Origin of the sequence: Paenibacillus taichungensis, from assembly GCF_047302525.1 — a bacterium.
Classification (GTDB): domain Bacteria; phylum Bacillota; class Bacilli; order Paenibacillales; family Paenibacillaceae; genus Paenibacillus; species Paenibacillus taichungensis_B.
This window is the reverse complement of sequence record NZ_CP168020.1, coordinates 6667225-6692569: the sequence shown is the minus strand read 5'-3', so window position 1 is coordinate 6692569 and position 25345 is coordinate 6667225. Positions and strand designations below refer to the sequence as shown.

The 25345-nt window shown below is 47.7% G+C and carries 19 protein-coding genes and 1 pseudogene; 4 read left to right on the top strand and 16 right to left on the bottom strand.

Annotated features, from left to right (window positions below):
• Nucleotide 1: 1 nt before the first annotated feature.
• From ACDJ58_RS30250 to ftsE, 5 genes and pseudogenes are all read right to left on the bottom strand, one after another.
• Nucleotides 2-1330: a PDZ domain-containing protein gene (locus ACDJ58_RS30250; protein ID WP_413374379.1), complete on the bottom strand. Its 1329-nt coding sequence runs from the start codon at nucleotides 1328-1330 to the stop codon at nucleotides 2-4.
• A gap of 184 nt (nucleotides 1331-1514) precedes the next feature.
• A pseudogene (locus ACDJ58_RS30245) lies at nucleotides 1515-2789 on the bottom strand (S41 family peptidase); the annotation flags it as partial.
• Between the two features lie 209 nt (nucleotides 2790-2998).
• A complete protein-coding gene (locus tag ACDJ58_RS30240; RefSeq protein WP_413374378.1) occupies nucleotides 2999-4276 on the bottom strand; it encodes a murein hydrolase activator EnvC family protein in 1278 nt (425 codons plus the stop codon).
• A gap of 153 nt (nucleotides 4277-4429) precedes the next feature.
• Nucleotides 4430-5347 carry a permease-like cell division protein FtsX gene (ftsX, locus tag ACDJ58_RS30235; protein WP_062329253.1) on the bottom strand — a complete coding sequence of 306 codons (918 nt, stop codon included), beginning with the start codon at nucleotides 5345-5347 and terminating at the stop codon, nucleotides 4430-4432.
• Nucleotides 5337-6023, bottom strand: coding sequence for a cell division ATP-binding protein FtsE (gene ftsE, locus ACDJ58_RS30230; protein ID WP_024631580.1), 687 nt, complete (start codon nucleotides 6021-6023; stop codon nucleotides 5337-5339). Before ftsE ends, ftsX begins: the two co-directional genes overlap by 11 nt.
• Nucleotides 6024-6275: 252 nt before the next feature.
• Between ftsE and ACDJ58_RS30225 the strand changes: the two genes are divergently transcribed.
• Nucleotides 6276-7709, top strand: coding sequence for a VanW family protein (locus tag ACDJ58_RS30225; RefSeq protein WP_413374377.1), 1434 nt, complete (start codon nucleotides 6276-6278; stop codon nucleotides 7707-7709).
• A 160-nt stretch (nucleotides 7710-7869) separates the two neighbouring features.
• Here the strand turns inward: ACDJ58_RS30225 and ACDJ58_RS30220 are convergent, their stop codons facing one another.
• From ACDJ58_RS30220 to ACDJ58_RS30205, 4 genes are all read right to left on the bottom strand, one after another.
• Nucleotides 7870-9429: a DHA2 family efflux MFS transporter permease subunit gene (locus ACDJ58_RS30220; RefSeq protein ID WP_413374376.1), complete on the bottom strand. Its 1560-nt coding sequence runs from the start codon at nucleotides 9427-9429 to the stop codon at nucleotides 7870-7872.
• 73 nt (nucleotides 9430-9502) lie between these two features.
• Complete coding sequence (locus ACDJ58_RS30215) at nucleotides 9503-10198, bottom strand: hypothetical protein (protein ID WP_413374375.1); 696 nt, start codon at nucleotides 10196-10198, stop codon at nucleotides 9503-9505.
• A 33-nt stretch (nucleotides 10199-10231) separates the two neighbouring features.
• Nucleotides 10232-10957 (bottom strand): polymer-forming cytoskeletal protein, encoded by a 726-nt coding sequence (locus ACDJ58_RS30210; RefSeq protein ID WP_413374374.1) that lies wholly within the window; start codon nucleotides 10955-10957, stop codon nucleotides 10232-10234.
• A gap of 14 nt (nucleotides 10958-10971) precedes the next feature.
• Nucleotides 10972-11595 carry a YhbD family protein gene (locus ACDJ58_RS30205; protein ID WP_413374373.1) on the bottom strand — a complete coding sequence of 208 codons (624 nt, stop codon included), beginning with the start codon at nucleotides 11593-11595 and terminating at the stop codon, nucleotides 10972-10974.
• A gap of 221 nt (nucleotides 11596-11816) precedes the next feature.
• Between ACDJ58_RS30205 and ACDJ58_RS30200 the strand changes: the two genes are divergently transcribed.
• The gene (locus tag ACDJ58_RS30200) at nucleotides 11817-12605 is read left to right on the top strand and encodes an alpha/beta hydrolase (protein WP_413374372.1); all 789 of its coding nucleotides are present in this window, start codon (nucleotides 11817-11819) and stop codon (nucleotides 12603-12605) included.
• Between the two features lie 250 nt (nucleotides 12606-12855).
• A protein-coding gene (locus tag ACDJ58_RS30195; RefSeq protein WP_413374371.1) for an IS3 family transposase occupies nucleotides 12856-14201 on the top strand; the annotation gives its coding sequence in 2 pieces (ribosomal slippage) (nucleotides 12856-13312 and nucleotides 13312-14201; 1347 coding nt in all).
• A gap of 86 nt (nucleotides 14202-14287) precedes the next feature.
• Here ACDJ58_RS30195 and argH read toward each other — a convergent pair.
• From argH to argC, 7 genes are all read right to left on the bottom strand, one after another.
• On the bottom strand, nucleotides 14288-15691 hold the full coding sequence (gene argH / locus ACDJ58_RS30190) for an argininosuccinate lyase (RefSeq protein ID WP_053779582.1): 1404 nt from the start codon (nucleotides 15689-15691) through the stop codon (nucleotides 14288-14290).
• A gap of 104 nt (nucleotides 15692-15795) precedes the next feature.
• A complete protein-coding gene (locus tag ACDJ58_RS30185; protein WP_413374370.1) occupies nucleotides 15796-17031 on the bottom strand; it encodes an argininosuccinate synthase in 1236 nt (411 codons plus the stop codon).
• Nucleotides 17032-17116: 85 nt separating this feature from the next.
• On the bottom strand, nucleotides 17117-18085 hold the full coding sequence (gene argF, locus ACDJ58_RS30180; protein ID WP_413374369.1) for an ornithine carbamoyltransferase: 969 nt from the start codon (nucleotides 18083-18085) through the stop codon (nucleotides 17117-17119).
• Between the two features lie 284 nt (nucleotides 18086-18369).
• Nucleotides 18370-19626 (bottom strand): acetylornithine transaminase, encoded by a 1257-nt coding sequence (locus ACDJ58_RS30175; protein WP_413374368.1) that lies wholly within the window; start codon nucleotides 19624-19626, stop codon nucleotides 18370-18372.
• Between the two features lie 318 nt (nucleotides 19627-19944).
• Nucleotides 19945-20784, bottom strand: coding sequence for an acetylglutamate kinase (gene argB / locus ACDJ58_RS30170; RefSeq protein ID WP_413374367.1), 840 nt, complete (start codon nucleotides 20782-20784; stop codon nucleotides 19945-19947).
• 209 nt (nucleotides 20785-20993) lie between these two features.
• Nucleotides 20994-22232 (bottom strand): bifunctional glutamate N-acetyltransferase/amino-acid acetyltransferase ArgJ, encoded by a 1239-nt coding sequence (gene argJ, locus ACDJ58_RS30165; RefSeq protein ID WP_413374366.1) that lies wholly within the window; start codon nucleotides 22230-22232, stop codon nucleotides 20994-20996.
• A gap of 117 nt (nucleotides 22233-22349) precedes the next feature.
• Nucleotides 22350-23399, bottom strand: a complete 1050-nt coding sequence (gene argC / locus ACDJ58_RS30160; protein WP_072733584.1) for an N-acetyl-gamma-glutamyl-phosphate reductase — start codon at nucleotides 23397-23399, stop codon at nucleotides 22350-22352.
• Nucleotides 23400-23729: 330 nt separating this feature from the next.
• Between argC and cls the strand changes: the two genes are divergently transcribed.
• Nucleotides 23730-25178, top strand: coding sequence for a cardiolipin synthase (gene cls / locus ACDJ58_RS30155; RefSeq protein ID WP_413374365.1), 1449 nt, complete (start codon nucleotides 23730-23732; stop codon nucleotides 25176-25178).
• Nucleotides 25179-25345 lie beyond the last annotated feature (167 nt).

The window sequence follows — 25345 nt, the reverse complement described above, 5'->3', positions numbered from 1 at the left end:
ATTACATCTCTACAGATCTTTGCTCCCCCGCCGCCGGGGCGGGTGGCAATGCCAGTGGAGCCTCAACATCAAGCTGATCTTTCCGTCGTCGTGCGAACAACTTGAGACTTACGATATGAAACAGAGTTAGCGGACGCAAGCGGAGCGCCCAAGCTTCATGATTGTCCGGGGCCATGAGCACCCCGAGCTGGTGATGCTCACCTTCATAGATCGCCCGTTGCATGAACTTGCTCTCGCCCTGATGATTGCGTACCTCCAGCTTACAAAAGGCCGGATTCATACGCAAAGCGCGATGTAATTGCTCGGGCGAATGTACCAATACGCCATTCACCTTGTACAAGGTCTCCCCAGCTTCAATTCCCAGTTCTTCCGCAGGACTATCAGGAATGACACCCAGCACCTTCAGGCCGTGCTCAGGGTGTACAAACAGCGGGCTGCGGTTTTGTTCCTCGAAGCCACTGTACCACACCAGGAACTCATGCCCAATGAAAGCAGCCAAGGCTGCAACAACCATGAGTGGAGACCACCACGCAGCCAGGAGGCTGAGCACAAGTAGCCCTGTGCCATATAGCAGCAATCGCTTTGCGGAAATCTGTACTTTTTTCCCGGGGAGCATACTTTGCGTAACTTCTCCGAATCCCAACATAATCGGAAGCGCAACCAGCATGTATCCATTTCCTCCGCTGATCAGGGCGGTCCATGGCAATGTGGCCCCGCCCGTAACTGGAACTAGAATCAGTAACGGAATCGGCCAGAAATGCTGCAACTGGTATCCTCCAACGAGCTTGCCGCGTTTACCTTCAAAGAGCAAAGGCGATGCCATGGATACCCCTTGCATGCGTACCATCAGTGCTTCACCGATATGCAATACAGCTGCGAGCACAAGAAGTGCAGGCATATCCAGCGCACGTAATGCTTCAGTGACACTTCCCATCCATCCTGCCGGCTGCCAGCCCGAAGCCATATTTAAACCAAACTGCAACACGCCAAGCAAACCTGCAGCATAAGCAAAACATAGATATCGGATACGGAATAATGCCAAGAATAACGTAGCTGCCCATATACAGATCAGGCTGCCCAGTGTAAGATGTGCCCCGAGAAACAGCGACACGACGGAGACCATTACACCGATCACAATACCTCCAAGTACTGCACGAATGGTCTGTGTTATTGAGCTTTGCAGACGAACGTGGAACAATTTACGTTCCTGTAAGAGTTGACGATGATAAACGAGAGCAATCAAGATTACCGCAATATAATAAAACGGCTGAATAAACAACTGCAACAATGCTTCCCCTAATGTGGTCAACCATGGCCAAGCCCATTCCATTGTGGACGGTCACCCCTCTCCTTCAGCCGGTTCAGAAAAAAAGAAGGCTGAAAATCAGCCTTCTTTATGGCTTCGACACTGCGGACGAAATATCCTTTGAGACTTTTTCGATCGCGCGCTTCAGCTGTGCATCATATTGAGGACTGGCAATGCGTTCAATCAGAGCCGCTTCCAGTGATTCCGCGGTTTTCTCGTCAATCTGGCCTGTTGCCTGAATGCCTTTTTGTTTCTGGAATGCTTTGACCGCTTCTTCTGTCTTCTGGTCATAGTATCCATCTACACGATCCGGCTTGAAGTCAAGTCCTCTCAGCATCGTCTGCGCACTTTTCACATCCGTGCTATTGCTGTCGTATTTCAAAGGTAATTTTTCTTTATTGATTGGTGCCACCGAGAAGTAATCCGGCTGGTCCACGGCAATATCCGGTTTGATGCCTTTTTCATGAATCCAGTCGCCATTCGGAGTCAGCCATTTCGCGATGGTGATTTTCAGCAGGCTGCCATCACCCATCTGTTTGTCATAACTCGTTTGTACGGTTCCTTTACCAAAGGAATTTTCTCCAACCAGGGTTGCGCCTGCCGACTGTTGCAATGCACCAGCCAAAATTTCCGACGCACTCGCGCTTCCTTTGTTCATCAATACCGTAATTGGGTAGGATTTACCTGATCCGTTCGATTTGCTTTGTTCCTTTTTACCGTTCTTGTCTTCGACTTGAACAATAACTTTGCCTTTTGGAACAAATTGTTCTGCAATGTCAATGACAACTTGCAGAACACCACCCGGGTCATTACGAACATCAATGATCAGGCCCTTCATGTTCTGCTTCTCCAGCTTCGCCAGTTCTTCCTTAAAGCGATCTCCTGTGTTCAGCGAGAATTGGGTGATTGTAATAACACCAACACCGTTATCCTCCATGTGGGCGTACACCGTCTCCAGATCAATGTCATCACGTACAATGACAAATTCAATTAGCTCGGAAGATCCGGCACGTTTAACCTGTACCTTCGCTTCACTGCCTTTTGGACCTCTGATTTTGTTAACGGCTTTGTTCAGTTCCAAACCTTGCAGGGATTCGCCATTTACGGACATAATCATGTCTTTCGCACGAATACCCGCTTTCTCGGCAGGTGAATTCTTGATTGGGGAAACGACTACAACGTTTCCATCCTGTGAGGATACTTCTGCTCCGATACCGGTAAATGAACCTTCAATCGACTCCTCGAACTGGGCTGCTGTTTCCTGCCCCATATAGTTGGAGTACGGATCACCAAGGGATTCCATCATGCCGTTGATCGCACCATCAATCAATTTGGTTTGATCTACGTCTTTATAATAGTTGCTTGAGATCAAATCCATCGCGGTTTCAATCTTCTTCAAATCGTTCTTCTGCTGCGAACTGCCAGTAACGCTGGCGAGCAATCCTTCGCCAGGTGTCGTCTGTGCCAGGCCAGGAGAGCTCATCAGCACCAACGTAAGCAGGCTGCCTCCGAGAAGGGCTACAATGACAAGCAGCAGGGCCGATTTTTTCTTCATCATCCGTTTGTCACCGCCTTTAGTATTGAAGCGTGTCAAATTCAATTGTTCCGTGAATCATTCCCTGAACATGCCAGCTTAGTATATGCCTAGCTTGTACGGAATATGTTTGTTCCATTCCAACTGTTGGCTAAAAACTACAAATAGTTAAATGGATTCACTGCTGTTCCATTATCACGTACTTCAAAGTGCAAATGCGGTCCTGTGGAGTTGCCTGTATTGCCTGATTCAGCTATAATGTCGCCACGGCTTACCGTGTCACCCTTGCTAACCTTAAATCCACCTTCACGTAAATGACCGTATAGCGTCCATAATCCGCCTCCATGGTCAACAATGACGGTGTAACCATACCCGCTATACCATTCAGCCATGATGACGATCCCGCCAGAAGCGGCATGAACGGACGTTCCTTGAGCAACAGCAAAGTCTACACCTGCGTGCAATTTACCTACTTCACCCGTGATCGGGTGAATACGAGGTCCAAAACCGGAAGATACACGCGCACCTGATACTGGCATGCCAAAGATACCGTTACCACTGGAGTAAGTGCTGCTACTGCTGTTGGAGCTAACCTTGGTCGGCGCCTTCGCAGCTGCCGCCGCACGTGCAGCAGCTGCTGCTTTTGCTTTGGCTGCCGCAGCCGCTTGTTGCTCACGCAATTTATTTTTCTCTTGCAGAAGGGCCGAACGCTTGCTGGCGATCTGCATCAATACGTCTTCCTGTTCTTGCGTCAGCTCTTCCGACTCTTCAATTTTAGCATCATAGGAAGCGAGAAGCACTTGCTTCTCCTGTTCCTTCTCATTTAATTGGGACTTGCGCTGTTTCTTCTGCGCATACAGACTCTTGGCTTCTGCATATTGCACATCCAGTTCTGCTTTTTTGTCCACGACGAGCTGCTTGTCCTTTTTGTGTTCATCCAGCAAGTGCTGATCCTGATCCACAATCGTTTTCAGTGAATCGGCACGAGTCAGGAAATCGGAGAAGCTTGTTGAAGTTAACAACACATCGAGATAAGAAACCGCACCGTCTGTATACATCAGTCGTACACGTGATTCAAGCAGTTTCTCTCGAGCCACAATACGATCTTCTGCGGCTTGCAGATCTTTTTTCGTTGTCCGAAGATCCTCTTCCGTATTTTCAATCTGCAAGGATACGTTTGCCAGTTCATCACTAACCACATTGATCTGCTCCATGACTACTTTCAAGTAAGCATTGGTCTTGTTCTTGTAATGCTGGGCTTCCTTTTTGTTGCTGGCAGCCTTTTGCTGCTCCTTTTTGGCCGAAGCCGCCTTGCTCTCCAGTTGCTGAATCTGCTGGTCAATGTCGCTAATGCTACTCTTGGCATATCCGTCAGAAGGTTGAAGCGTCAAACTGGCCAATAATGTTAAAGCCAGCAGCGAAGCTGTTTTTTTCAAAATGTGATCCCCCATCCTATGAATTCACAAGAAAGCAACCTGCACAGGTGGTGAACAGCATGTTCTTTGCTTTCTTTACACTAAAGACTCCGTCTTTACTACATATCGTCAAACAGCGTTCATATGTGAACCTGCTTTGCCATTCTTTTTCGATTAAACGTTAAGAGACTTGCGGATGGACAATGTACTTCCCAAAATACCAACCAACACACCAAGTCCAATCAACAATGTTCCAAACAGCAACCAAATATCGCCGAGCGGAATCAAATTAAGCATCTGCATAAATACATCCTGACCAATCGTGGCCATCAGACGGCTATACCCGAAGAACAGAACCGCTACCGTAATCGCCGAACCGATCAATCCAATCAATGCTCCTTCAATAAAGAAAGGCCAACGAATGAACGTGTTGGTTGCACCAACCAGTTTCATAATACCGATCTCCCGGCGCCGGGCCAGAATCGTTACGCGAATCGTATTCGAGATCAGGAACATGGACATCAGACCCAGTCCCCCAACAAAAATAAATCCGATATTCCGGACAAGCTTCGTAAATTTGAACAACACTTCCACCGTTTCCTTGCCGTAGTTCACTTTCATGATCGGCTTCTCCGGGTGTTTATCGTTCAATGCTTCGATTTTTTGCGCCACAAAAGTGACGGTTTCCGGTTCAATGACCTCTACTTCAATGGTCTCCGGCAGTGGATTGTTATCCACATCGAAACCGCTCAGCACGTTATCTGCGCTTTCTCCAAGACGTTCACGGAACTCTTTGAGTCCTTCCTCTTTGGAGACAAAACGAATTTCACTGACTTCAGGCATCGCACTGATTTCCTGCTCCAGCGTGTTACGCAGGTTCTCATCCACGTTCAGCTCGAGAAACGTACTGATCTCGACCTGACTGTCCACCTGGTTGGCCATGGAATTCACATTAAGCACAAGCAGCATGAACACACCCAGAATGAGCAGTGACACAATAATGGACATGATGGAGGCCACGGACATCCAGCCGTTGCGGAATACGTTTTTGAATCCCTCCCGTAAATGGCGCAAGAGAGTACTAAAATTCATAACCATATTCCCCTCTCATCTGATCCCTTACAATCTGTCCCCGTTCAATGGCGATAACCCGTTTACGCATCGTATTAACGATGTCCTTGTTGTGGGTTGCCATGACAATGGTTGTCCCGCGAAAATTAATTTCATCCAGCAGCTGCATAATGCCCCATGACGTCTCTGGATCAAGGTTCCCCGTAGGCTCGTCCGCGATAATGACAGACGGATTGTTCACGATGGCACGTGCGATGGCAATACGCTGCTGTTCCCCACCCGACAACTGTGAAGGTTCACGGTTCGCCTTGCTGCGCAATCCCACCAGATCAAGCACTTCCATCACTCGTTTCTTGATGTGACGCTTCGGTGCTTCAATAACTTCCATGGCAAATGCCACATTCTCAAATGCCGTCATGCGTGGCAGCAGTCGGAAATCCTGGAACACAACGCCGATATTCCGGCGTACATAAGGAATTTTGCGTGGCTTTAACTTTCCGATATTAAATCCGTTAATGGATATTTGTCCTTTAGTCGGAACTTCTTCCCTGTACATCAATTTCATAAATGTCGATTTGCCTGCGCCGGACGGACCGACGATATAGACAAATTCATTGCGGTCGATCTTCACCGACACCCCTTGTAATGCGTGGGTACCATTGGCGTAGGTCTTCCACACGTCCTGCATTTCTATCACATCATCACTTCCCGTTGCATAGTTAGCCATTATCATTTCGACACAATCCCGGCATTTCCTTTAAAAAGACCTGAATTTCATCAGGGAAAATCCATTTCACCCCTTTTTCGATGGTGAAGCATGGATTCATATGAATTTTATTGTAACAAATTTGTTACCTATTGAGTACCCGAAAGTTTTCCATCATTGGATCATATATATGGAAAGTGTTACGAAATGCGGAACAACAGAAGTACAAAGGAGCGTACGGATATGAAAAAAATACATTTGATGGTCATTGCACTGTTCTCCATCCTATTAATCGGTTCCGCGTCCTATGGATTGCTGTATATGTACGTGAACCAACCCGCCCTACCAGAAGGTGTACGTGTTGCGGAGTGGTCGGTTGAGGGCGTGAATCGCAAGGAAGTTCTACTGGCACTGGATGAACGATTAAAAGAAATGGAGGCCTGGCCGATCACTCTGGAGGTTGACGATCCTTCAACAAAAACATTGATGTTCACCGCCGCCCAGACAGGCGCAAGCTACAGTGCTGACGACTTCCGGACAGCTGTACAGCAACTGGATGAAGGCAATCTGTGGGAGCGCGCTTATGCACGATATCATTTCATCGAGGAGTGGTCCTTGAAGCTGACCTACAGTTCAAAATCACTGAAAGAGCAGCTTACCCCTACCTGGGAAAAGGAAACCTTCGGTACACCCGCGAACGCCGTTCGCCGCATTACCGCAAGTGACAAGGTCCAGTACATCCCAGAAAAGGGCGTCCGCCGGATCGCCTGGGATGAACTCGCGACCCTGATGCAGACTAAACTGCACCGGGATTTCGCTCCACTGGACCATGATGCGAAGCCAAACCCGCTGTTGATTCAGCTGCCGTTGTATACGTTGCAACCCGAAGTGACTCTCGATTCGCTGCGCCAAGAGGGAATTGACCGGAAGATCATTCAGTTCTCCACTGGCCTTGGAAACAGCAGCGCAGGCCGGATACATAACGTCAGCGCAGCAGCGCAAGCCGTTAACGGCATGATTTTGCCGCCAAATGGTACTTTTGATTATGAGAAGGTCATCAGGAAGGCCGAGGAAGACTATGGTTTCCGGGAAGCCCCAGTCATCGTCAATGGACAGCTGACCCCTGGCATTGGGGGCGGCATCTGCCAGGTATCGAGCACGGTCTATAACGCAGCTCTGTTGACAGGGCTGGACATTGTAGAGCGCCGAAATCACTCCCTGCCCGTCAAATATTTGCCGAAGGGACTGGATGCCACGTTTGCCTCAGGTTCCATCAATTTTCGGTTCAAAAACAATACCGGCAAGTCTCTGCTCATTCATGCCAAAGTGGAAGGTGGCAGCTTAACGGTCAAATTTTTCGGCACCTTCCCGGAGAACGTCAGTTATGCACTGGAATCCCGTACAATTGAGACGCTAAGTGTTCCCGTTAAATATGTATTGAGCAATGTGCTGCCTGACGGTGCCCAGCAGGTGCTTCAGAACGGTCAACCCGGATATATTGTGGAGACGCTGCGCACCAAAAAGGTGGATGGCAAAGTCGTCGAATCCAAGACCATTACACGTGACACGTACAAAGCCCAGAATCGCCTGATTGCCCGCTCTGGTCATACTAACCTGCCTGATCCCAAGGAGCCTTCAGTCGTAGAGGATGGCATCAGCGACACGAAGCAGCCATAATCTTTCTTTCACTTGCGTACACATGGATAGGCTCAACTCAGCAAACGTAATAACAAATAGAAAAAGACACATCTCCCTTTCCCCATAATGGGTCCCCTGAGAGATGTGTCTTTGGCTTGTTTTATAGATACATATTGTTTATTGATCAGACTGAAACCTTTTAATGTCCGCCTGTGTACTCTTTCTGCTCCTCGCCTATAACCATCTTCTCATTACCCATGAAGAAAGCAGCAATCAAAGCGAGTGCAGCCGGGATCGCAGCCCAGGCAAAGAGTTGCACGATGGATGAAGACAACGCGTGCGTAATGGTGTCCAGCACCTGAGGCGGAATTGCCTTTCTCAGCTCTGGCGACAGCAACGCATGTGGATCGCTCAGATCCACTCCCTGAGGCACGCCGCCTGCAGGAGCACCAGCACCACCCGCTTCCGCCGCTGATCCGGCGAGGGCATCATTCATTTTGCGCGTAAATACCTGGCTCTGTACAATCCCAAAGATGGTAATGCCCATCGTCATCCCAAGGGAACGCAAGAAGTTAAGTGTGGAGCTTGCTGCTCCGCGTCTTTGCGGTTCAAACGCGTTCATGGCTGCATTGCTGAGCACGGAGAATGACGCTCCGACACCGAGACCAACCATCACCATGAATATACGTATCGTCCATAGAGATGAACTTTCATCCAGCGTTGTCAGCAATCCAAGACCAACTACCAGCAAGGCCAGCGTAGGAATCATAATGTTGCGATACTTGATTTTGGTCATCAGTACCCCACCCATGGAAGCCGTCACAACGGACCCCAGCATCATGGGCAGTAGCACGAGACCTGAATTGGTCGCCTTGCCGCCGAGCACACCCTGGATAAAGATCGGAATGTACACGGATGCCGTAATAAATGCCGCACCACTGAACATGCCAATAACGTTACTGGACCAGTACACCCGGTTGCGGAACATGCCGAAGGAGATAATTGGTTCCTTGGCTCTCGTTTCTGCAAACAGGAAAAGCAGTGCTAGCACCACAAATCCGGCAAACAAACCGAGGATCTGCCACGAGCCCCATGCATACGTTTTACCACCCAGTTCAAGCCCAAAGATGAGACAGACTACCGCACCAATCAGTGTGATTGCACCCAGCCAATCAATCTGTTGGGATTGATGCTGATGGGATTCCTTGTAGAAAAATGCAATAAACACAAACGCAATCAGGCCAAGCGGCAGGTTGATATAAAATACCCATTCCCATGTCGCATACTGCGTAATGTAAGCACCTAGCAGTGGACCAAATACGCTGGATAAACCAAACACGGCTCCGAACAATCCGCCCAATTTACCCCGTGATTCTGGTGCGACCACATCAAACATGATCGTAAAGGCAATCGGCACCAGTGCACCTGCACCAATACCCTGAATAGCTCTGTACATCGTCAGCTCAACGATCGATGTTGCCGTTCCACATAATGCGGACCCGAGCATAAATACCAGTATTCCGAAAACAAAAAACTTCTTCCGTCCGTACATGTCGGATAACTTACCGAAGATTGGCATACCCGCCATCTCGGCCACCATGTAAGCGGAGGTCACCCATACGAACTTGTCGAGCCCACCCAGCTTCCCGACAATGTCGCCCATAGCTGTTGCCACGATGGTATTGTCCATCGAAGCCATCAGTATGCTCAACAGCAGCCCTGCCAGCACCAATCCAATATTATTTTTACGTGTAGCCATTCTACTCAATCTCTCCCATTCACATCCGATTCATATGACTGAATTAGTATATCCGAAAAGTTACGGCGGATAATCAGTCCAAGGACCGATTGCTTTGCACCAAAACTTCCGATTGCGGATGAATTTGCAGAGAAGAGCGGTATTCCACTGTACCAATCCGGCAGCCTGGGCCAATTTTTATTTTATCCCCTCGTACAACCTCGGCCTCCGTGTTCTCAAGTTCAATTTCGTCGCCTTCGATTAGGCTGGCCTTGAGAATAGACTTGTTACCAGTGAATAAACCCTCCAGCAGTTTTCCCCGCGAACTCTTCACTGAAATGATGGAACCGCCCATTTCCTTGACCTCGGATGGACCCATAATTTTGAGTGTCATACTTTCGGCACTGAGCATACCCGCTATCGTAAAACGACCATTCAACTTCATATTTTCCACCTGACAATCGCCAGATACATGAAGCTCGCCTACCACTTTCATATGTTCAGCTTTTGCATACAGGTCTGAAGCATAATTGCCCTCCTGATCTTCGTCGCTGGCAGCAGCCCGGCCTTTCAGGGTAAGGGTTCCCGTAATTTTGATATCGGTTGATTCAAGAGATCCGTATATGACCGATGTGCCGGTGCATTTGAATTGATCACAGAACAGATTATCGTTAAATGAGGAATCCCCCACTACCTTGATCTTGCCGTACACACCGCCAGAAGAACTGCCGTCGCCGATGATGCTAATGTCGTGTTTTTTATCCAAAGAATTAGCAAAATGGTTATTCAAGTCGATCACATCCCTTTCTTTTCATATCAAAATTTAAATCCGTTGACTGCTGCCCACCTTGGCGTCTGGATCAACCTCTAGTTCACCCGAATATTCGACCAACCTGATGTTACAGCCACGACCGATATGAACCTTGCTGCCACGAACAATATCAGCCTCGGTATCTTCCAGCACGATTTCATCCCCCTCAATCAAGGATGTCTTGAAGGACGGGGTACCGCCCAGGCCAATACTTTTCCAAAAACCAGTCTGTTCCTTACGACGAATATCAATGCGTTCCCCACCGATCTCTTTCGCCGAAGAGGATGTATGCAGCCTGATCTCTACCGTCCCCGCATTCAGGAAGCCACTAATTTTAATATTGCCCTGTACGTTCAAAGACTCACATTGTACGTCGCCTTCAATATCGATCACGCCACCAATATCAATCCGTTCCCCATCTACCCGTCCGCGAACAGTACACTTCCCGTTGACTTCGAGCTCAGGGCTTCGGAGGTCTCCGTTAATGGTTGTCAAGCCATCCACACGAACACGAGAACTAATCAAGGGGCCGTTCAGCGTGCACATGCCGTTGATCGTTGCACTCTCTGAGCTCAAAGCTCCGTGCATCTTCAATGTTCCATTCACATTTAGGGTGGTACAGTCCAGGTTACCGTTTACCTTAGCCATGCCATCAATGGATACCCGGTGAAAATTCCCGCCTGCCGTTTGGCTCATGCCCGCTACGTTCAGATCATTGCGCAAATTACGTTCCTCCATATATGATCCTCTCCTTATCCCAATTTGAGTTTTAGCTCTTCCATGAACGTCCCCATTGGCTGCCTGAGAACGACCTTCACTCCATTGTCAAAATAAAGCTCTGTTCCTGCCGTTACCAGCAAGAATGAAGGGACACCCATCTTGCGAATAAGCACCAGTTCACTTGGTTTGCCTGTGAAACGATAATAATGCTCGGACATGACATTGATCAGCAGCGTACCCTCCTGGCGGGTAATATCTCCGCTCATTAGCAGCTTATCGAGTACAAAAAGCATCATGATCTGCTCCAAAGCATACAGTGCCTGCTCCCGACCTGCTTCTTTCAACAGCTCAATAGAAATGTTCGAAACAATGTTTCGCTCTAACAGCTGTTGATCGGACATTTCCACTTCACCCAAAGTTGGTGAAAACACATCTGCCAGTTCATCCAGCGACAAGCCGTCTTTCATATTGAGAATCTTGTCAATCCGCAGTAAAACCTGTTGTTTTGGAAAAAAAGTCTCTTGTCCCGTATAGGACGACTTCCGAATAAACCATTCCTCTGGAATGAGATTCTTCCGCTTCCAGCGGTATAACTGGCCGTAGGAGATACCCGTCAGGTCCAGCAATTCTTTTTTGGAGATCAAATCATCCGTCATATATGGTCCCCCTTTGTGTTGAAAACAGTGTAACATAACATTGTTACGCTGTAAAGAAGGTGAATAACTAGTGGTGAATTTCTTATTATTGCAATGAAAAGACTTTGCGTTTAACCTGTTTATTATAGACGCTATGGAACCATTATGGATTCAGATCCCTTCCTATTGAATCGGGTCAGAACACATCGTTAATGGACTTATGAAAGGGGTTTCTCATATATATGGCACTTATTAAATGTGACTTTTACTCTGACACGCTTGGTCTAAGCACCAGTATGCATGTTATTCTTCCACAACAGACCCACAATCAGATTGGCATGGAGAACGTATCCGGCCAGGGGTTACATCCCACGCTGTATCTGCTGCACGGGCTATCAGATGATGACTCCATCTGGCTGCGCCGTACATCCATCGAACGATATGTTGCGGACCTTGGTATTGCCGTTGTGATGCCTCAGGTACATCGCAGCTTCTATACCGATATGGCTGAAGGCGGACGCTACTGGACATTCATCAGTGAAGAGCTGCCTGCACTTGCGCGTTCCTTTTTCCCGTTATCACACAAACGTGAGGATAACTTTGTTGCCGGATTATCCATGGGTGGCTACGGGGCATTCAAGCTGGCACTTCACAAACCGGAGCAATACGCCGCAGCGGCAAGTTTGTCCGGAGCACTCGACATGGTAGCGCATATGGATAACCGAATCGTTAAGGCATTGAGTGATGCTGAATTCAAGCGGATTTTCGGATCAGAAATTAAAGGCTCGGAGAATGACTTGCTACATCTGCTCGAAGAAAGCAAAGCAATTCAGGGCCCAAAACCTTTGCTCTATCAATGCTGTGGGACAGAAGATTTCCTGTATGAAGAGAATCAATCGTTCCGTCAAGCTTGTGCACAGACCGATTTTCAACTGACGTACGAGGAAGAACCCGGTGGACATGACTGGGGATATTGGGACGAGAAGATTCAGAATGTGCTGAAATGGTTGCCTTTGCGTGAACGTGAATAGCCGAGAAATTTAAATGAAGCCATTGCATTTTAGTTAGATATGTACAGAAATAACTATATAAGTTCAACTAATGAATATTTACACTGGCACTCCAATGACAGAACAACCTTCCGATCGCTGTTATCGTGTAAATGTTGAGTTGAACATATCTAGATCGTTGTAACACACAAAAAAGCAGGCCTTGAGAAGAAATTCTCGGCCTGCACCCCAATTGTTAGACACTATCTAGCAATTGGAGGTGCAGTTTTTTTTGTCGAAATTTAATTTAGACTTGAAGATAGAAGCTATTCATCAACACTTATCAGGAAATGAAGGGATTAAAAGCATTGCGAAATCCTTAGGAATTAATCATGAAGTTCTGCGTATGTGGATCAAGCAATACGAATATCACGGTATAAAAGCTTTTGAAAAAACCTATACAGCTTACTCCCTTCCATATAAACTAGACGTACTCAACTATATGAACGAAAATGGGACGTCTCCAAATGAAGCAGCTGTCATTTTCAATATCTCTTCTCCAGGGGTTATTCGAAGATGGCGTAGTCAGTTCAATGAAAATGGAATCGACGCCCTAAAACCAAAGATAAAGGGGCGTCATCGTATGACTGATAAGAATAAAAAAGGGCTTAAAAAGAAAGAGCCTGCCGAGGGATCACTTGAAGCTCTACAAGCTGAATTAGAACGTTTGCGAATGGAAAACGCCTACTTAAAAAAGTTGAATGCCTTAGTTCAAAACAAGGAAAAATCACCAAACAAGACAAAGCACAAGTAGTCTATGAATTAAGGCTTGAATTCCCGGTGGTTGCATTGCTAGCGTTCGCTGAAGTCCCACGTAGTACCTTCTATTACTGGGTGAAACAGTTTGGCAAGCCCGATCTAGACATAGACCTGAAACTTCTTATTCGCTCCATTTATGAGGAACATAAGGGACGTTATGGCTATCGCCGTATCCGTGATGAACTCTTTAATCGTGGACACCGAGTTAACCATAAAAAGGTACAACGTATCATGAAAGAATTAGGCTTGAAATCTGTGGTACGCATGAAAAAATATCGTTCCTATAAAGGAACCGTAGGTAAAATTGCACCTAACGTACTCGATCGTAATTTTCAAGCGAAAAAACCAAATGAGAAATGGGTCACCGATATTACGGAATTCAAGTTGTTTGGAGAAAAGCTTTATTTATCACCTGTTATGGACTTGTTTAACAGTGAAATTATCACTTACACAGTAGGGTCTCGCCCTACGTATTCATTAGTCTCCGAAATGCTAAATAAAGCCTTTAAACGCTTATCCAGCGAAGATGAGCTCCTCCTGCATTCGGATCAAGGCTGGCACTACCAGATGAAGCAGTATCGACAGGCTTTAACCCAGAGCATGTCACGCAAAGGGAATTGTTACGATAACGCAGTAATGGAGAACTTCTTTGGCATTATGAAGTCAGAGTTTCTTTATCTTCATGAGTTTGAAAGTGTAGATCACTTCAAGCAAGAACTAGAACGATACATGGATTACTACAATCACAAACGCATCAAGTCAAAATTAAAAGGCATGAGCCCGGTACAATACCGAGCTCATGCCAAACAAGTTGCATAAAAATATTTGTCTAACTTTAAGGGGTCACTTCATTCTCGGCCTGCTTTTGCGTTATACATCTTTATTTCATTCTAGTAACTGTGGCATTATCCTCGATTGGTGATCCATTGCTCTGTAATTTCCAGCACCTTTTCACTACGTCCAATCGCCTCAGCCACCTGGTTCGAAGCTGTTCCGCCGTATACGTTACGAGCATTTACAACCGCTTCTGGTTGCAGCACATCGTAAATACGCTCATCGAACAACGGGGAGAACTGGCGGAATTCATCGATTGTCAGATCCAGCAGATACTTGCCGTTCTGGATACAATACAATACCGTCTTACCGATAACCTCATGTGCCTGACGGAATGGCAAACCTTCGCCCACGAGGAAGTCCGCAATATCTGTAGCGTTGGAGAAATCCTGATTGACCGCTTGACGCATCCGTCCTTTGTTGACCGTCATCGTTGCGATCATCGGTGCGAACAATTGAAGCGCACCCTCCAGCGTCGCCACAGTGTCAAACATGCCTTCCTTGTCTTCCTGCATGTCCTTGTTGTAAGCAAGCGGCAGAGATTTCAGTACGGTTAGCAAACCGATCAGGTTGCCGTACACACGTCCTGTTTTACCACGAACGAGTTCAGGAACGTCCGGATTTTTCTTCTGTGGCATAATACTGCTGCCCGTGCAGAATGCGTCGTCCAGTTCAACAAAACCAAACTCCGTGCTGCTCCACAGGACCAGTTCTTCACTCAGACGGGATAAATGAGTCATGATCAGCGATGCAGCTGCCAGGAACTCCACGATAAAGTCACGGTCGCTGACCGCGTCCAGACTGTTCTCGTAGACACCGTCGAAGCCCAATTGTTCCGCCACAAAATGACGATCAATCGGGAACGTTGTGCCTGCAAGGGCACCTGCACCCAGTGGCAAAACGTTAATGCGTTTGTAGCTGTCCATAAGACGCTCTGCATCCCGTTGGAACATCGATACATACGCCATCAGGTGATGGGCGAACAGAATCGGTTGTGCACGTTGAAGATGCGTATATCCCGGTACAATCGTATCGAGATTATCTTTGGCTTGTCCGATCAGCGCTTCCTGCAACGAGTGCAGCATGCCAACAAATCCAACCACGCGCTCACGCAAGTACAAATGCATATCCGTTGCTACCTGATCATTCCGGCTGCGTCCTGTATGTAATTTGCCACCTACAGGGCCGATGGTATCGATCAGGTTTTTCTCAATGTTCATGTGGATGTCTTCATCCGATACGGAGAATTCCACTTCGCCTGCGCGGATTTTGTGCAGAACGGTGATCAAGCCTTCCTTGATCGTTTCTACATCCTCTGCCGGAAGAATGCCGCATTTACCCAACATCGTTACATGAGCCAGACTTCCTTGAATATCTTCCTCGGCCAACGCTTTATCAAAATTGATTGACGCTGTGTATTCCTCAACCAGGTGATTGGTTTGTTTGGTAAAACGTCCTCCCCACAGCTTGCTCACAGTGAGTACTCCCCTTTCGCTCATGGACAAAGCCGCTCCTGCCAGATGTGCAAGAACGGCCCGCCTTGTCAGTTATAATCGTGATGCTCTATATGCAGATGAAATTAGTTTTTCTTTTGCTCCACACCGGAATTTACTTTCAAACGCAATGCATTCAGGCGGATAAAGCCCGTTGCATCCCCTTGATCGTATGCTTGTGTTGGATCTGCTTCCATTGTGGCAATGTCCGGGTTGTACAAGCTGACAGGGCTTTTCACACCTGCGCCAATGATGTTACCTTTATACAGTTTCACACGAACGGTACCTGTTACATTTTTCTGGCTTTCCGTTACCAGTGCTTGCAGCGCCAGACGTTCCGGTGCGAACCAGAAGCCGTTGTAAACGAGTGTGCTGTATCGTGTGATCAGGCTGTCACGCAAGTTCATGACTTCACGGTCCATCGTGATGGATTCCATTTTGCGGTGTGCCGTGAACAGAATAGTTCCACCCGGTGTCTCATATACGCCACGGCTCTTCATGCCGACAAAGCGGTTCTCAACCATGTCCACACGACCAATACCATGTTTACCACCAAGTTCGTTCAGTTGCTCCATCACTTGCAGTGGGCTTAAACGCTCACCATTCAGTGCAACACAATTACCTTGTTCAAAATCAAGTACAACATATTCCGCTTGATCCGGTGCATCTTCAGGTGCACTGCTGAGTAGGAACATGTCCTTGTTCTCGTTCGTACTTGGATCGAACCAAGGATCTTCGAGCACACCGCTCTCATAGCTGATATGCAGCAGGTTACGGTCTGTGGAGTATGGTTTAGCCGCCGATGCGGTTACCGGAATGCCGTGTTTTTCAGCATAAGCAATCATCTCAGCACGTCCCGGGAACTGGTTGCGGAATTCCTCCAGACGCCAAGGTGCGATGACTTGAATGTCTGGTGTTAACGCAGCTGCGTTCAACTCAAAACGAACCTGGTCATTCCCTTTACCCGTAGCGCCGTGAGCAATCGCAGTAGCGCCTTCTGCACGAGCGATATCGACCATACGTTTAGCGATCAGTGGACGTGCGATACTTGTACCAAGCAGATACTGTCCTTCATAAAGGGCACCTGCCTGGAACATTGGATAGATGAAATCTTTGGCGAACTCGTCGCGCAGATCGTCGATGTACACTTTGGAAGCGCCTGTAGCGAGTGCTTTTTCCTCAAGGCCGTCCAGTTCATCCTTTTGTCCGATATCCGCCGTAAATGCGATAATCTCCGCATCATACGTTTCTTTCAACCATTTCAAAATTACAGATGTGTCCAACCCGCCAGAATAAGCGAGTACGATTTTTTCCTTAGCCATGTTCAATGGTCCTCCCCAAGTTCAGTTGCTTAATCTATCTTCGCGAAATCTGTGCCTAAAATCAACCCATTCAGGCAAACAGCGTCTATTCGCTCATTAACGCGGCCATTAACGCTTTCTGTGCATGCAGACGATTCTCCGCCTGATCAAAGATCAGAGAGTTTGGACCGTCAATAACTCCGGCACTCACTTCTTCTCCACGGTGAGCTGGCAGGCAGTGCAGGAACATGTAATCCGGCTTCGCGCCTTTCATCAGTTCCTCATCCACCTGATACGCAGCGAATGCTTGTTCACGAATCTTTTGTTCCTCTTCAAAACCCATGCTCGCCCATACATCCGTATAGACGATATCTGCATCTTTCACAGCTTCCTGTGCACTGTAAGTCACAGTCACCTGTGAGCCGCTCTCCTGTGCAATGCTGCGCGCCTGCTCTACCACTGAGCTGTCAGGCTCATAACCTTCCGGAGTCGCTACGGCTACATGCATGCCCATCTTGGCAGCACCAAGCATAAGGGAATGGGCCATGTTATTGCCGTCTCCGACATAAGCCATTTTCAGACCTTCCAGCTTGCCTTTGTGCTCCAGCACGGTTTGGAAGTCTGCGAGTACCTGGCATGGATGCGCTGCATCGCTCAGGCCGTTAATAACTGGAACATCCGCATGTTGTGCCAGTTCAGTCACATTATGGTGTCCAAAGGTCCGAATCATGATGCCGTCCAGGTAACGTGACAGGACTTTGGCTGTATCATGTGTCGTTTCCCCGCGACCAAGTTGAATATCATTTTTGCTCAAGAAGAGCGCGTGTCCACCCAGTTGGAACATGCCGACTTCAAAGGATACACGCGTACGTGTAGATGATTTTTCAAAAATGAGTCCGATCGTTTTGCCTTGGAGTGGCTGATACGGTACGCCGTTTTTTTGTTTGCCTTTAATCTCAATCGCAAGGTCAAGCAAATAGCGAATTTCCTCCGCTGTATAATCTGTAAATTCAATAAAATCACGGCCTCTAAGATCGACCTTCTGTACCTTTTCCTTCTGTTGCGCTTGTGTCATGTTAGTGTTGTCCTCCTTATTTCCGGTTCCCTGCACCCGCATGGACAGAAGAGTGTAGAAGGTTGAGATCTTGCCATCCGACTACTCCCTTTCATCTTCCGCTAGTTTACCGCGCGGCTACAGGGATTCATGATTCATCATTTTGTTCCGCTTCGAGGCCCGCGAAGGCCCCGAGTCAGAAAGGTTCCTGCATTTTGCAGGGGGAAAACCGATTATATTCAGATGGGAGAACGTAACATTAACTCGTTGACTCATCCTAAAAGTATTGCTTGTATAAAGCCTTATTAGGCGTTCTTTGCAGCCACATGCTCTTCAATCAACGTAGCAACCAAGGATACCGCCTCATCGATCTCTTCCTTGCTCACATACAAGTTTGGAAGCAGACGAATGACATTCGGTCCTGCGGAAACAAAGAGAATGCCTTTCTTCTGACCAGCAAGCACGATATCGCCTACCGCTTCAGCACATTCGATTCCAACAAGCAGCCCCATACCCCGAACTTCTTTTACAAACGAATTACCAGCCAAACGCTCCCGCAGAGAGTTCATCAGGTATTCGCCCATTTCAGCTGCACGCTCTGGCAGGTGGTCTTCGAGCATGGTTTCAATCGTTGCAATGACAACAGAGGAAGCAAGTGGTGTACCCCCAAACGTCGTCGCATGGCTACCCGCAGTAAACGCATCTTTCAAATAACCTTTACCCAGCATCGCACCTACAGGGAATCCACTCCCAATACCTTTGGCCACTGTAAAAATGTCGGGCTCAATGCCATAATGCTCATGCGCGAACAGTTTGCCTGTACGTCCCATTCCCGTCTGCACTTCGTCTACAATCAACAGTAATCCGTGCTCTTCACACAGTTTGCGAACGTGGTGAACAAAATCTGGTTTGACCGGATGCACGCCACCCTCGGCTTGCACCATCTCCAGCATAATCGCTGCTGTATTGGGTCCGATCGCAGCTTCGAGAGCCGCTGTGTCATGCAATGGTACGGTTACGAATCCGGCTGGCAATGGCAAAAATCCTTCTTTCACCTTATCCTGTCCAGTTGCTGTCAAAGTTGCGAGTGTCCGTCCGTGGAAGGATTGGGCAAATGTAATGACTTCGTACCGACCTGTGCCTTTTACCTTCTGGTGATAGCGACGAGCCAGTTTGATTGCCGCTTCATTCGCTTCTGCACCACTGTTACAAAAGAATACGGCGTCTGCGCATGTATTGGCTGTCAACAAAGCCGCAGCTTTTTCCTGACCAGGAATCTGGAACAGGTTGGATACATGCCACAGCTCATCAATCTGAGCTTTCAGCTTGGCTCCGACTTTCTCCGGTGCATGGCCCAGACTCGTTACAGCCAACCCACACATGAAATCAAGATAACGATTGCCCTGATCATCCCATAGCCAGCTGCCTTTACCCTTGACCAGACTGATTGGATAACGCGCATACGTTTGGAAAAGAGAGCTTTCCGTTTGTGCCGCTGCACCTGTCGCTGCTACGCCCGCTACTTCTGTGCCAGAACCTGGCTGTTCATTGCCTTTTGCCATCACCTATCACTCCTTATTTGTTGGTACACTTCTAGGGTGAATAAAACATAACACTAGACCACTTCGATGACAGAACAACCTTCCGATCACTGTTATCCCCAGATTTCTTTGATTAATTGTTTAAAGGTGGAAATCCAGTGATAAAGGCGCACGCTCCGCTTCTTCAGGTTATTTCTGTCCTCTCCGTTCTCGCGTTTTTGTTTCTTCAGATTGGTTCTGCACTCTTCGTTATCGTGCTATGCCAGATTCACAAAAAAACGTGTACATATTTTTTTATATAATATAAGACTATTAAGACCCTATCGCACTGAGAGCAAATTACTGCATACGGATAATTCGGGTTCCGATCGTTTCTCCGCCAAGCACACGGCTCAGGATCTGTGGTTCGCTACCATCTACGATGATGACCTCACGCACTTTGCCGTGAATACAAGCGATGGCTGCGCGCACCTTTGGAATCATGCCGCCATAGATTTCTCCGGTTTGGATCATATCCTCAATCTCCTGTACAGAGACGGATGGCAGTACTTTTTTCTCGCCACCTACATTCTTCATAATGCCAGGGACATCAGTCACTACGATCATCCGACTCACTCCGAGATGGGAAGCTACCGCACCTGCGGCTGTATCCGCATTGATGTTATAACGCTGACCGGATGCATCCACACCAACTGGCGCGATAACTGGCATATAGCCCATTTCCACAATGCCTTGAATAATCTCCGCATTAACGCCATTTACGTCGCCTACCCAACCAATCTCTGCATGGTTGCTAACTGGTTTCGCCTGGATCAAACCACCGTCCACACCCGACAAGCCCAGCGCACGTCCACCAACACGTTGGATCAGGCGTACGATCTGTTTGTTAATACTCCCCGCTAGAACCATCTCCACGACATCCAACACGGGTTCCGTTGTCTTACGCAATCCGTTCACAAACTCACTCTCAATACCCAGCTTCGCCAAATTATCCGAGATCGCAGGGCCGCCGCCATGCACGATGACAGGCTGAGTTCCCTGGGACTGCAAGTCACGCAGATCTGCAAAAAAGGATTCAGGCAATGCCGCCAGCGTACTGCCTCCGCACTTCATTACAAACGTCTGCTTCTCGGCACCTGCCTCAGTTCCGGTACTCTTATTTTGCAATGTTGAATTCATGAGGGCACTCCTTTCGTATTTCGTATAATGAACTATGAATCGTTACACTCGGCCACTTCGACTGCAGTACCATCTTTCGATCGCTCTTATCCCCAGATTTTATTGATCCCTTTTTCAAAAGGGTAAAATCCGGGGATAAAGGCGCACGCTACGCTTCTTCAGATTGGTTCTGCATTCTCCGTTAACGTGTAAATATAAATAGTTGCTTATTACGTGCGATATGCCGCGTTAATTCGTACATAGTCGTACGTCAGGTCACAGCCCCAAGCGATGGCTGTTCCCTCGCCGTGGTGCAGATCGACCACAATGCGTACGGTATCCGTCTGCAAGTAGGCCAGCGCCGCTTCTTCGTCGAATTCGACTGGACGGGATTGTGCAAGTACAGGGATTTCTCCCAGACGGATATCAACCGTCTCCGGGTTCACCGGCTGTCCTGCTCGCCCTACGGCTGCAATAATCCGTCCCCAGTTGGCATCAGCTCCAAACATGGCGGATTTCACCAGGCTGGAACCAATGACGGTCTTTGCAATAGCTTGCGCAGATTCATCACTTACTGCACCCGTTACCTGTACTTCTACCAGCTTGGTTGCTCCTTCACCATCGCGCGCAATGGCTTTGGCAAGCACTTCGCACACATAAGTAAATCCGGCAGCAAAAGCTTCCCAATCCGGATGTTCCAAGGTCAGTTCTTCGTTACCTGCCAGACCACTGGACATTGCTACAAGCATGTCGTTCGTGCTCGTATCTCCATCTACCGTAATCATGTTGAATGTATGATTGGTCGCCTGGCGCAGCAGGCGCTGCAACGCTTCTGCACCAATGACCGCATCAGAAGTCATAAAGGCCAGCATGGTCGCCATATTCGGATGAATCATCCCCGATCCCTTGGCGGCACCTGCAATGGTAATCGTTTTGCCGTTCACCTCAACGGAGACGCAGGCTTCCTTTTTCACCAAATCGGTTGTCAGAATAGCTTGGGAGAACTGTTCAGCCTCATTCACCTCGCTACCTAAACGTGCCGGAAGTCCGCTAATCCCTGAGTGTACAGCGTCCATCTTCAGCAATTCACCAATGACACCTGTAGAAGCGACAGCAACATCCTCTTCTGCTACTCCCAATTCACGTGCAGCCGCCGTACGCATTGCGTATGCATCCTCTTCACCTTGTTGTCCAGTACACGCATTGGCATTCCCACTGTTCACGATGACTGCCTGAAGGCGTCCATTGCTCAAGCTCTCACGTGTGACTTTCAGAGGTGCGGCCTGGAACACGTTCGTTGTATATACCGCAGCTGCAGTTGCCGGCACGTCACAGCGAATCGCTCCGATGTCGTTACGAGAAGTTTTTTTCAATCCGCAGTGCAGTCCACCAGCAGTGAACCCGCGCGGGGTTACAATCGTTCCGTTCTCAACTATTGTAAAAGCCTTTTGCTCCACATTTGTTCCCATATGTTTATCCCCCGTTATGCGTTCGGCTGCATGCCGATTGTCCGCTTGCTTTGCCTGATCCGTCTTCCCCACATGGTTTCGAGATTGCGTCTAGACGCTCTCCCAATGATTCAAACCTTATGGATATACCGGCGTCATGTTCAGCCCGAGGTTCTCCTCCCATCCCATCATCAGGTTCATATTTTGAATGGCTTGCCCGGATGCACCTTTTACTAGGTTGTCAATGACCGAAATAATCGTCAAACGACCTGTACGAGGATCAGCCGCAAATCCGATATCACAATAGTTCGATCCGTACACTTCCTTCGTCGAAGGCCAGATCCCTGGCTCACGTACACGCACGAACGGACGATTTTCATAATATTTGCGGTACAGATCAACGATTTCACGGTCACTGTGTTCACCAGTTAAATTGGCATACATCGTACTCATGATCCCGCGAGTCATCGGCACCAGTTGAGTTGTGAACGTTACTGTGACTGGAGTTCCAGTGATATTCCCCAGCACTTGCTCGATTTCGGGAATATGCTGATGTTTGTTCAGTTTATATGCTTTGAAATTCTCATTCATTTCTGCATAATGATTCGTCAGACTTGTTCCTCGTCCCGCACCCGATACGCCAGATTTGGCATCGATAATGATACTGGAAGGATCAATCCATCCTGCCTCAACAGCTGGAATCAATCCAAGTAACGTAGCCGTTGGGTAACAGCCTGGATTGGAAATAAAGTTCTTGCCCTTCACTTCGTCTCCATACACCTCTGCCATACCGTAAACCGCCTGTTCCAGCAATGAAGCAGATGGTGCCGGATGTTTATACCACTCTTCATACACCGTTCCATCCTTGAGTCTGAAATCTCCAGACAGATCAATGACCTTTAGACCTGCTTCAAGCAGGCTCGGAACGAGCTTTGCGCTTACACCAGACGGGGTCGCTGTGAACACCAGATCTGCACGACTTGCGATCTCAGCCGGGTCTACACCATCAAGCGGCCTCTGAATCACGTCCGTCAAATGCGGGAATCCATCTGCGATGGACTCACCACTGCTGGATGAAGAGATTACCGAAGTAATTTCAACCTGCGGATGGTTCTGGAAAAAACGAATCAGTTCCACCCCGCCGTAGCCGGTGGAACCGACGATTGCCACTTTTAATTTGTTATTCACTCTCGCTCCCCCAATCTTGTCGTATGCGCTACTTATACTGTTCTCCTGCTCCCAATGAGCTTTCATACAGCAATTCCGTCGCTTCTATGCATATTTGTGTATTATTATACGACTCTAGTTATATAAATACAACACTCTATCATCAATTTTACATGGATTCTCATCGCTTCCGAACATATCTTTCCAACATCTGCGGACGAACCCGTATACTTCTGCTAAAATACGTATTATAGGAAACATTACAACCAGGGTCTAATTCATAATCAATCTACACGATGAAGGGTTTATGAATGGATTCATGATGGTCATTATGAGACATGGGGGACTACAGTGCATATCGAATCCATTTTACTTGTTGTACTCCTGGGCCTGAATATTATTTTCGCTGCAGCAGTCGTTTTCTTCGAACGAAAGGATGCCAGTGCATCCTGGGCTTGGCTGCTCGTCTTGAACTTTATTCCGGTGTTCGGGTTTGTACTCTACTTATTAACAGGGCAAAACCTGACGCGCTACCGACTTTTCCAGTGGAAAGAGCGCAAGAAGCTTGGGCTTGAAGAACGTATTGCTTCCCAGCTTGCACAGCTGCAAGACAACAGAACACCTTTCCGTAATCAAGCGACAGAGAGTAGTCAGGACATGATTTATATGAACCTGAAGCAAAACGATGCTCTGTTGACCGAAGACAACGCGGTCGAGATTATTACCGACGGGACAGACAAATTTCAGCGGTTGCTCGATGATATCGAGGCAGCGCAAGATCATGTTCATGTGCAATATTACATTTATAGAAGTGACCGACTCGGTAAAAGAATCCGGGATGCACTCATCCGTAAAGCGCGCGAAGGTGTCAAAGTTCGTCTGCTGTATGACGCGCTGGGATCACGGCGGGTATCCAAACGCTTTTTCAAAGAATTGCGCGAAGCAGGCGGTTTGGTTGAGGTCTTTTTCCCATCCAAATTCAGTCTGATTAACCTGCGTATGAACTACCGAAATCACCGCAAAATCGTCATCATTGACGGCAACCTTGGATATACAGGCGGGTTTAATGTAGGGGATGAATATCTCGGCTTGAATTCCAAGTTCGGTTACTGGCGCGATACTCATTTACGTATTCAGGGTAATGCTGTTCATGCTCTTCAGACCCGTTTTCTTCTGGATTGGAATGAAGCGTCTAAGCAGCACGATACACCATATGTTCCGGCGCATTTCCCTCATATTGAGGGCACAGGAACAACTGCCATGCAGATTGTATCCAGCGGACCGGATGCAGAGACAGAGCATATCAAGAACAGTTATTTGAAAATGATTAATGGAGCCAAACATTCCATTCTGATTCAGACGCCTTATTTTATTCCAGATGCCAGTGTATTCGAAGCCATTCGTCTGGCGTGCTTGTCAGGAATTGATGTTCGCATTATGATTCCAAATAAACCGGATCACGCCTTTGTATATTGGGCTACGCTATCTTATATCGGTGAGTTGTTAAAAGTGGGAGCAACCGTATTTATTTACGATAATGGCTTTATTCATGCCAAAACACTCATTATCGACAGTATGATCGCATCTGTGGGAACCGCAAATATTGATTACCGCAGCTTCCGATTAAACTTTGAAGTAAATGCTTTTATGTATGATGAGGCGATTGCGACTACTCTTGTGCAGACGTTTGAGCATGATCTTCTTGTATCCCGTGAGATGACGCTAGAGGAATACAATAAACGCAGTGTGAAGATTCGCTTCAAAGAAGCGATCTCTCGTCTGCTGTCTCCGATTCTGTAGTACAGCAATTTTCGTTCAAAAGACAAAACAAAAAGCAGGTGCTTCCTTTCCAGTCATGTCTGGTGGAGGAGTACCTGCTTTTTTAGATTATATGTTTACTTTCTTCTTATAAGTTAAACGAATAACCTCTACATTGCTCTCTGTTATTATGTGAATGTTAAGTTCAA

Bases quoted from the DNA above. Each gene is read 5' to 3' on its own strand.
- ftsX (WP_062329253.1), bottom strand. From the start codon at position 5,347: ATGAATTTTAGTACTCTCTTGCGCCATTTACGGGAGGGATTCAAAAAC.
- ACDJ58_RS30225 (WP_413374377.1), top strand. From the start codon at position 6,276: ATGAAAAAAATACATTTGATGGTCATTGCACTGTTCTCCATCCTATTA.
- ACDJ58_RS30175 (WP_413374368.1), bottom strand. From the start codon at position 19,626: ATGGCAAAAGGCAATGAACAGCCAGGTTCTGGCACAGAAGTAGCGGGC.
- ACDJ58_RS30210 (WP_413374374.1), bottom strand. From the start codon at position 10,957: ATGGAGGAACGTAATTTGCGCAATGATCTGAACGTAGCGGGCATGAGC.
- ACDJ58_RS30185 (WP_413374370.1), bottom strand. From the start codon at position 17,031: ATGGCTAAGGAAAAAATCGTACTCGCTTATTCTGGCGGGTTGGACACA.
- ACDJ58_RS30220 (WP_413374376.1), bottom strand. From the start codon at position 9,429: ATGGCTACACGTAAAAATAATATTGGATTGGTGCTGGCAGGGCTGCTG.
- ACDJ58_RS30200 (WP_413374372.1), top strand. From the start codon at position 11,817: ATGGCACTTATTAAATGTGACTTTTACTCTGACACGCTTGGTCTAAGC.
- argF (WP_413374369.1), bottom strand. From the start codon at position 18,085: ATGACACAAGCGCAACAGAAGGAAAAGGTACAGAAGGTCGATCTTAGA.
- argJ (WP_413374366.1), bottom strand. From the start codon at position 22,232: ATGGGAACAAATGTGGAGCAAAAGGCTTTTACAATAGTTGAGAACGGA.
- ACDJ58_RS30250 (WP_413374379.1), bottom strand. From the start codon at position 1,330: ATGGAATGGGCTTGGCCATGGTTGACCACATTAGGGGAAGCATTGTTG.
- ACDJ58_RS30205 (WP_413374373.1), bottom strand. From the start codon at position 11,595: ATGACGGATGATTTGATCTCCAAAAAAGAATTGCTGGACCTGACGGGT.
- argB (WP_413374367.1), bottom strand. From the start codon at position 20,784: ATGAATTCAACATTGCAAAATAAGAGTACCGGAACTGAGGCAGGTGCC.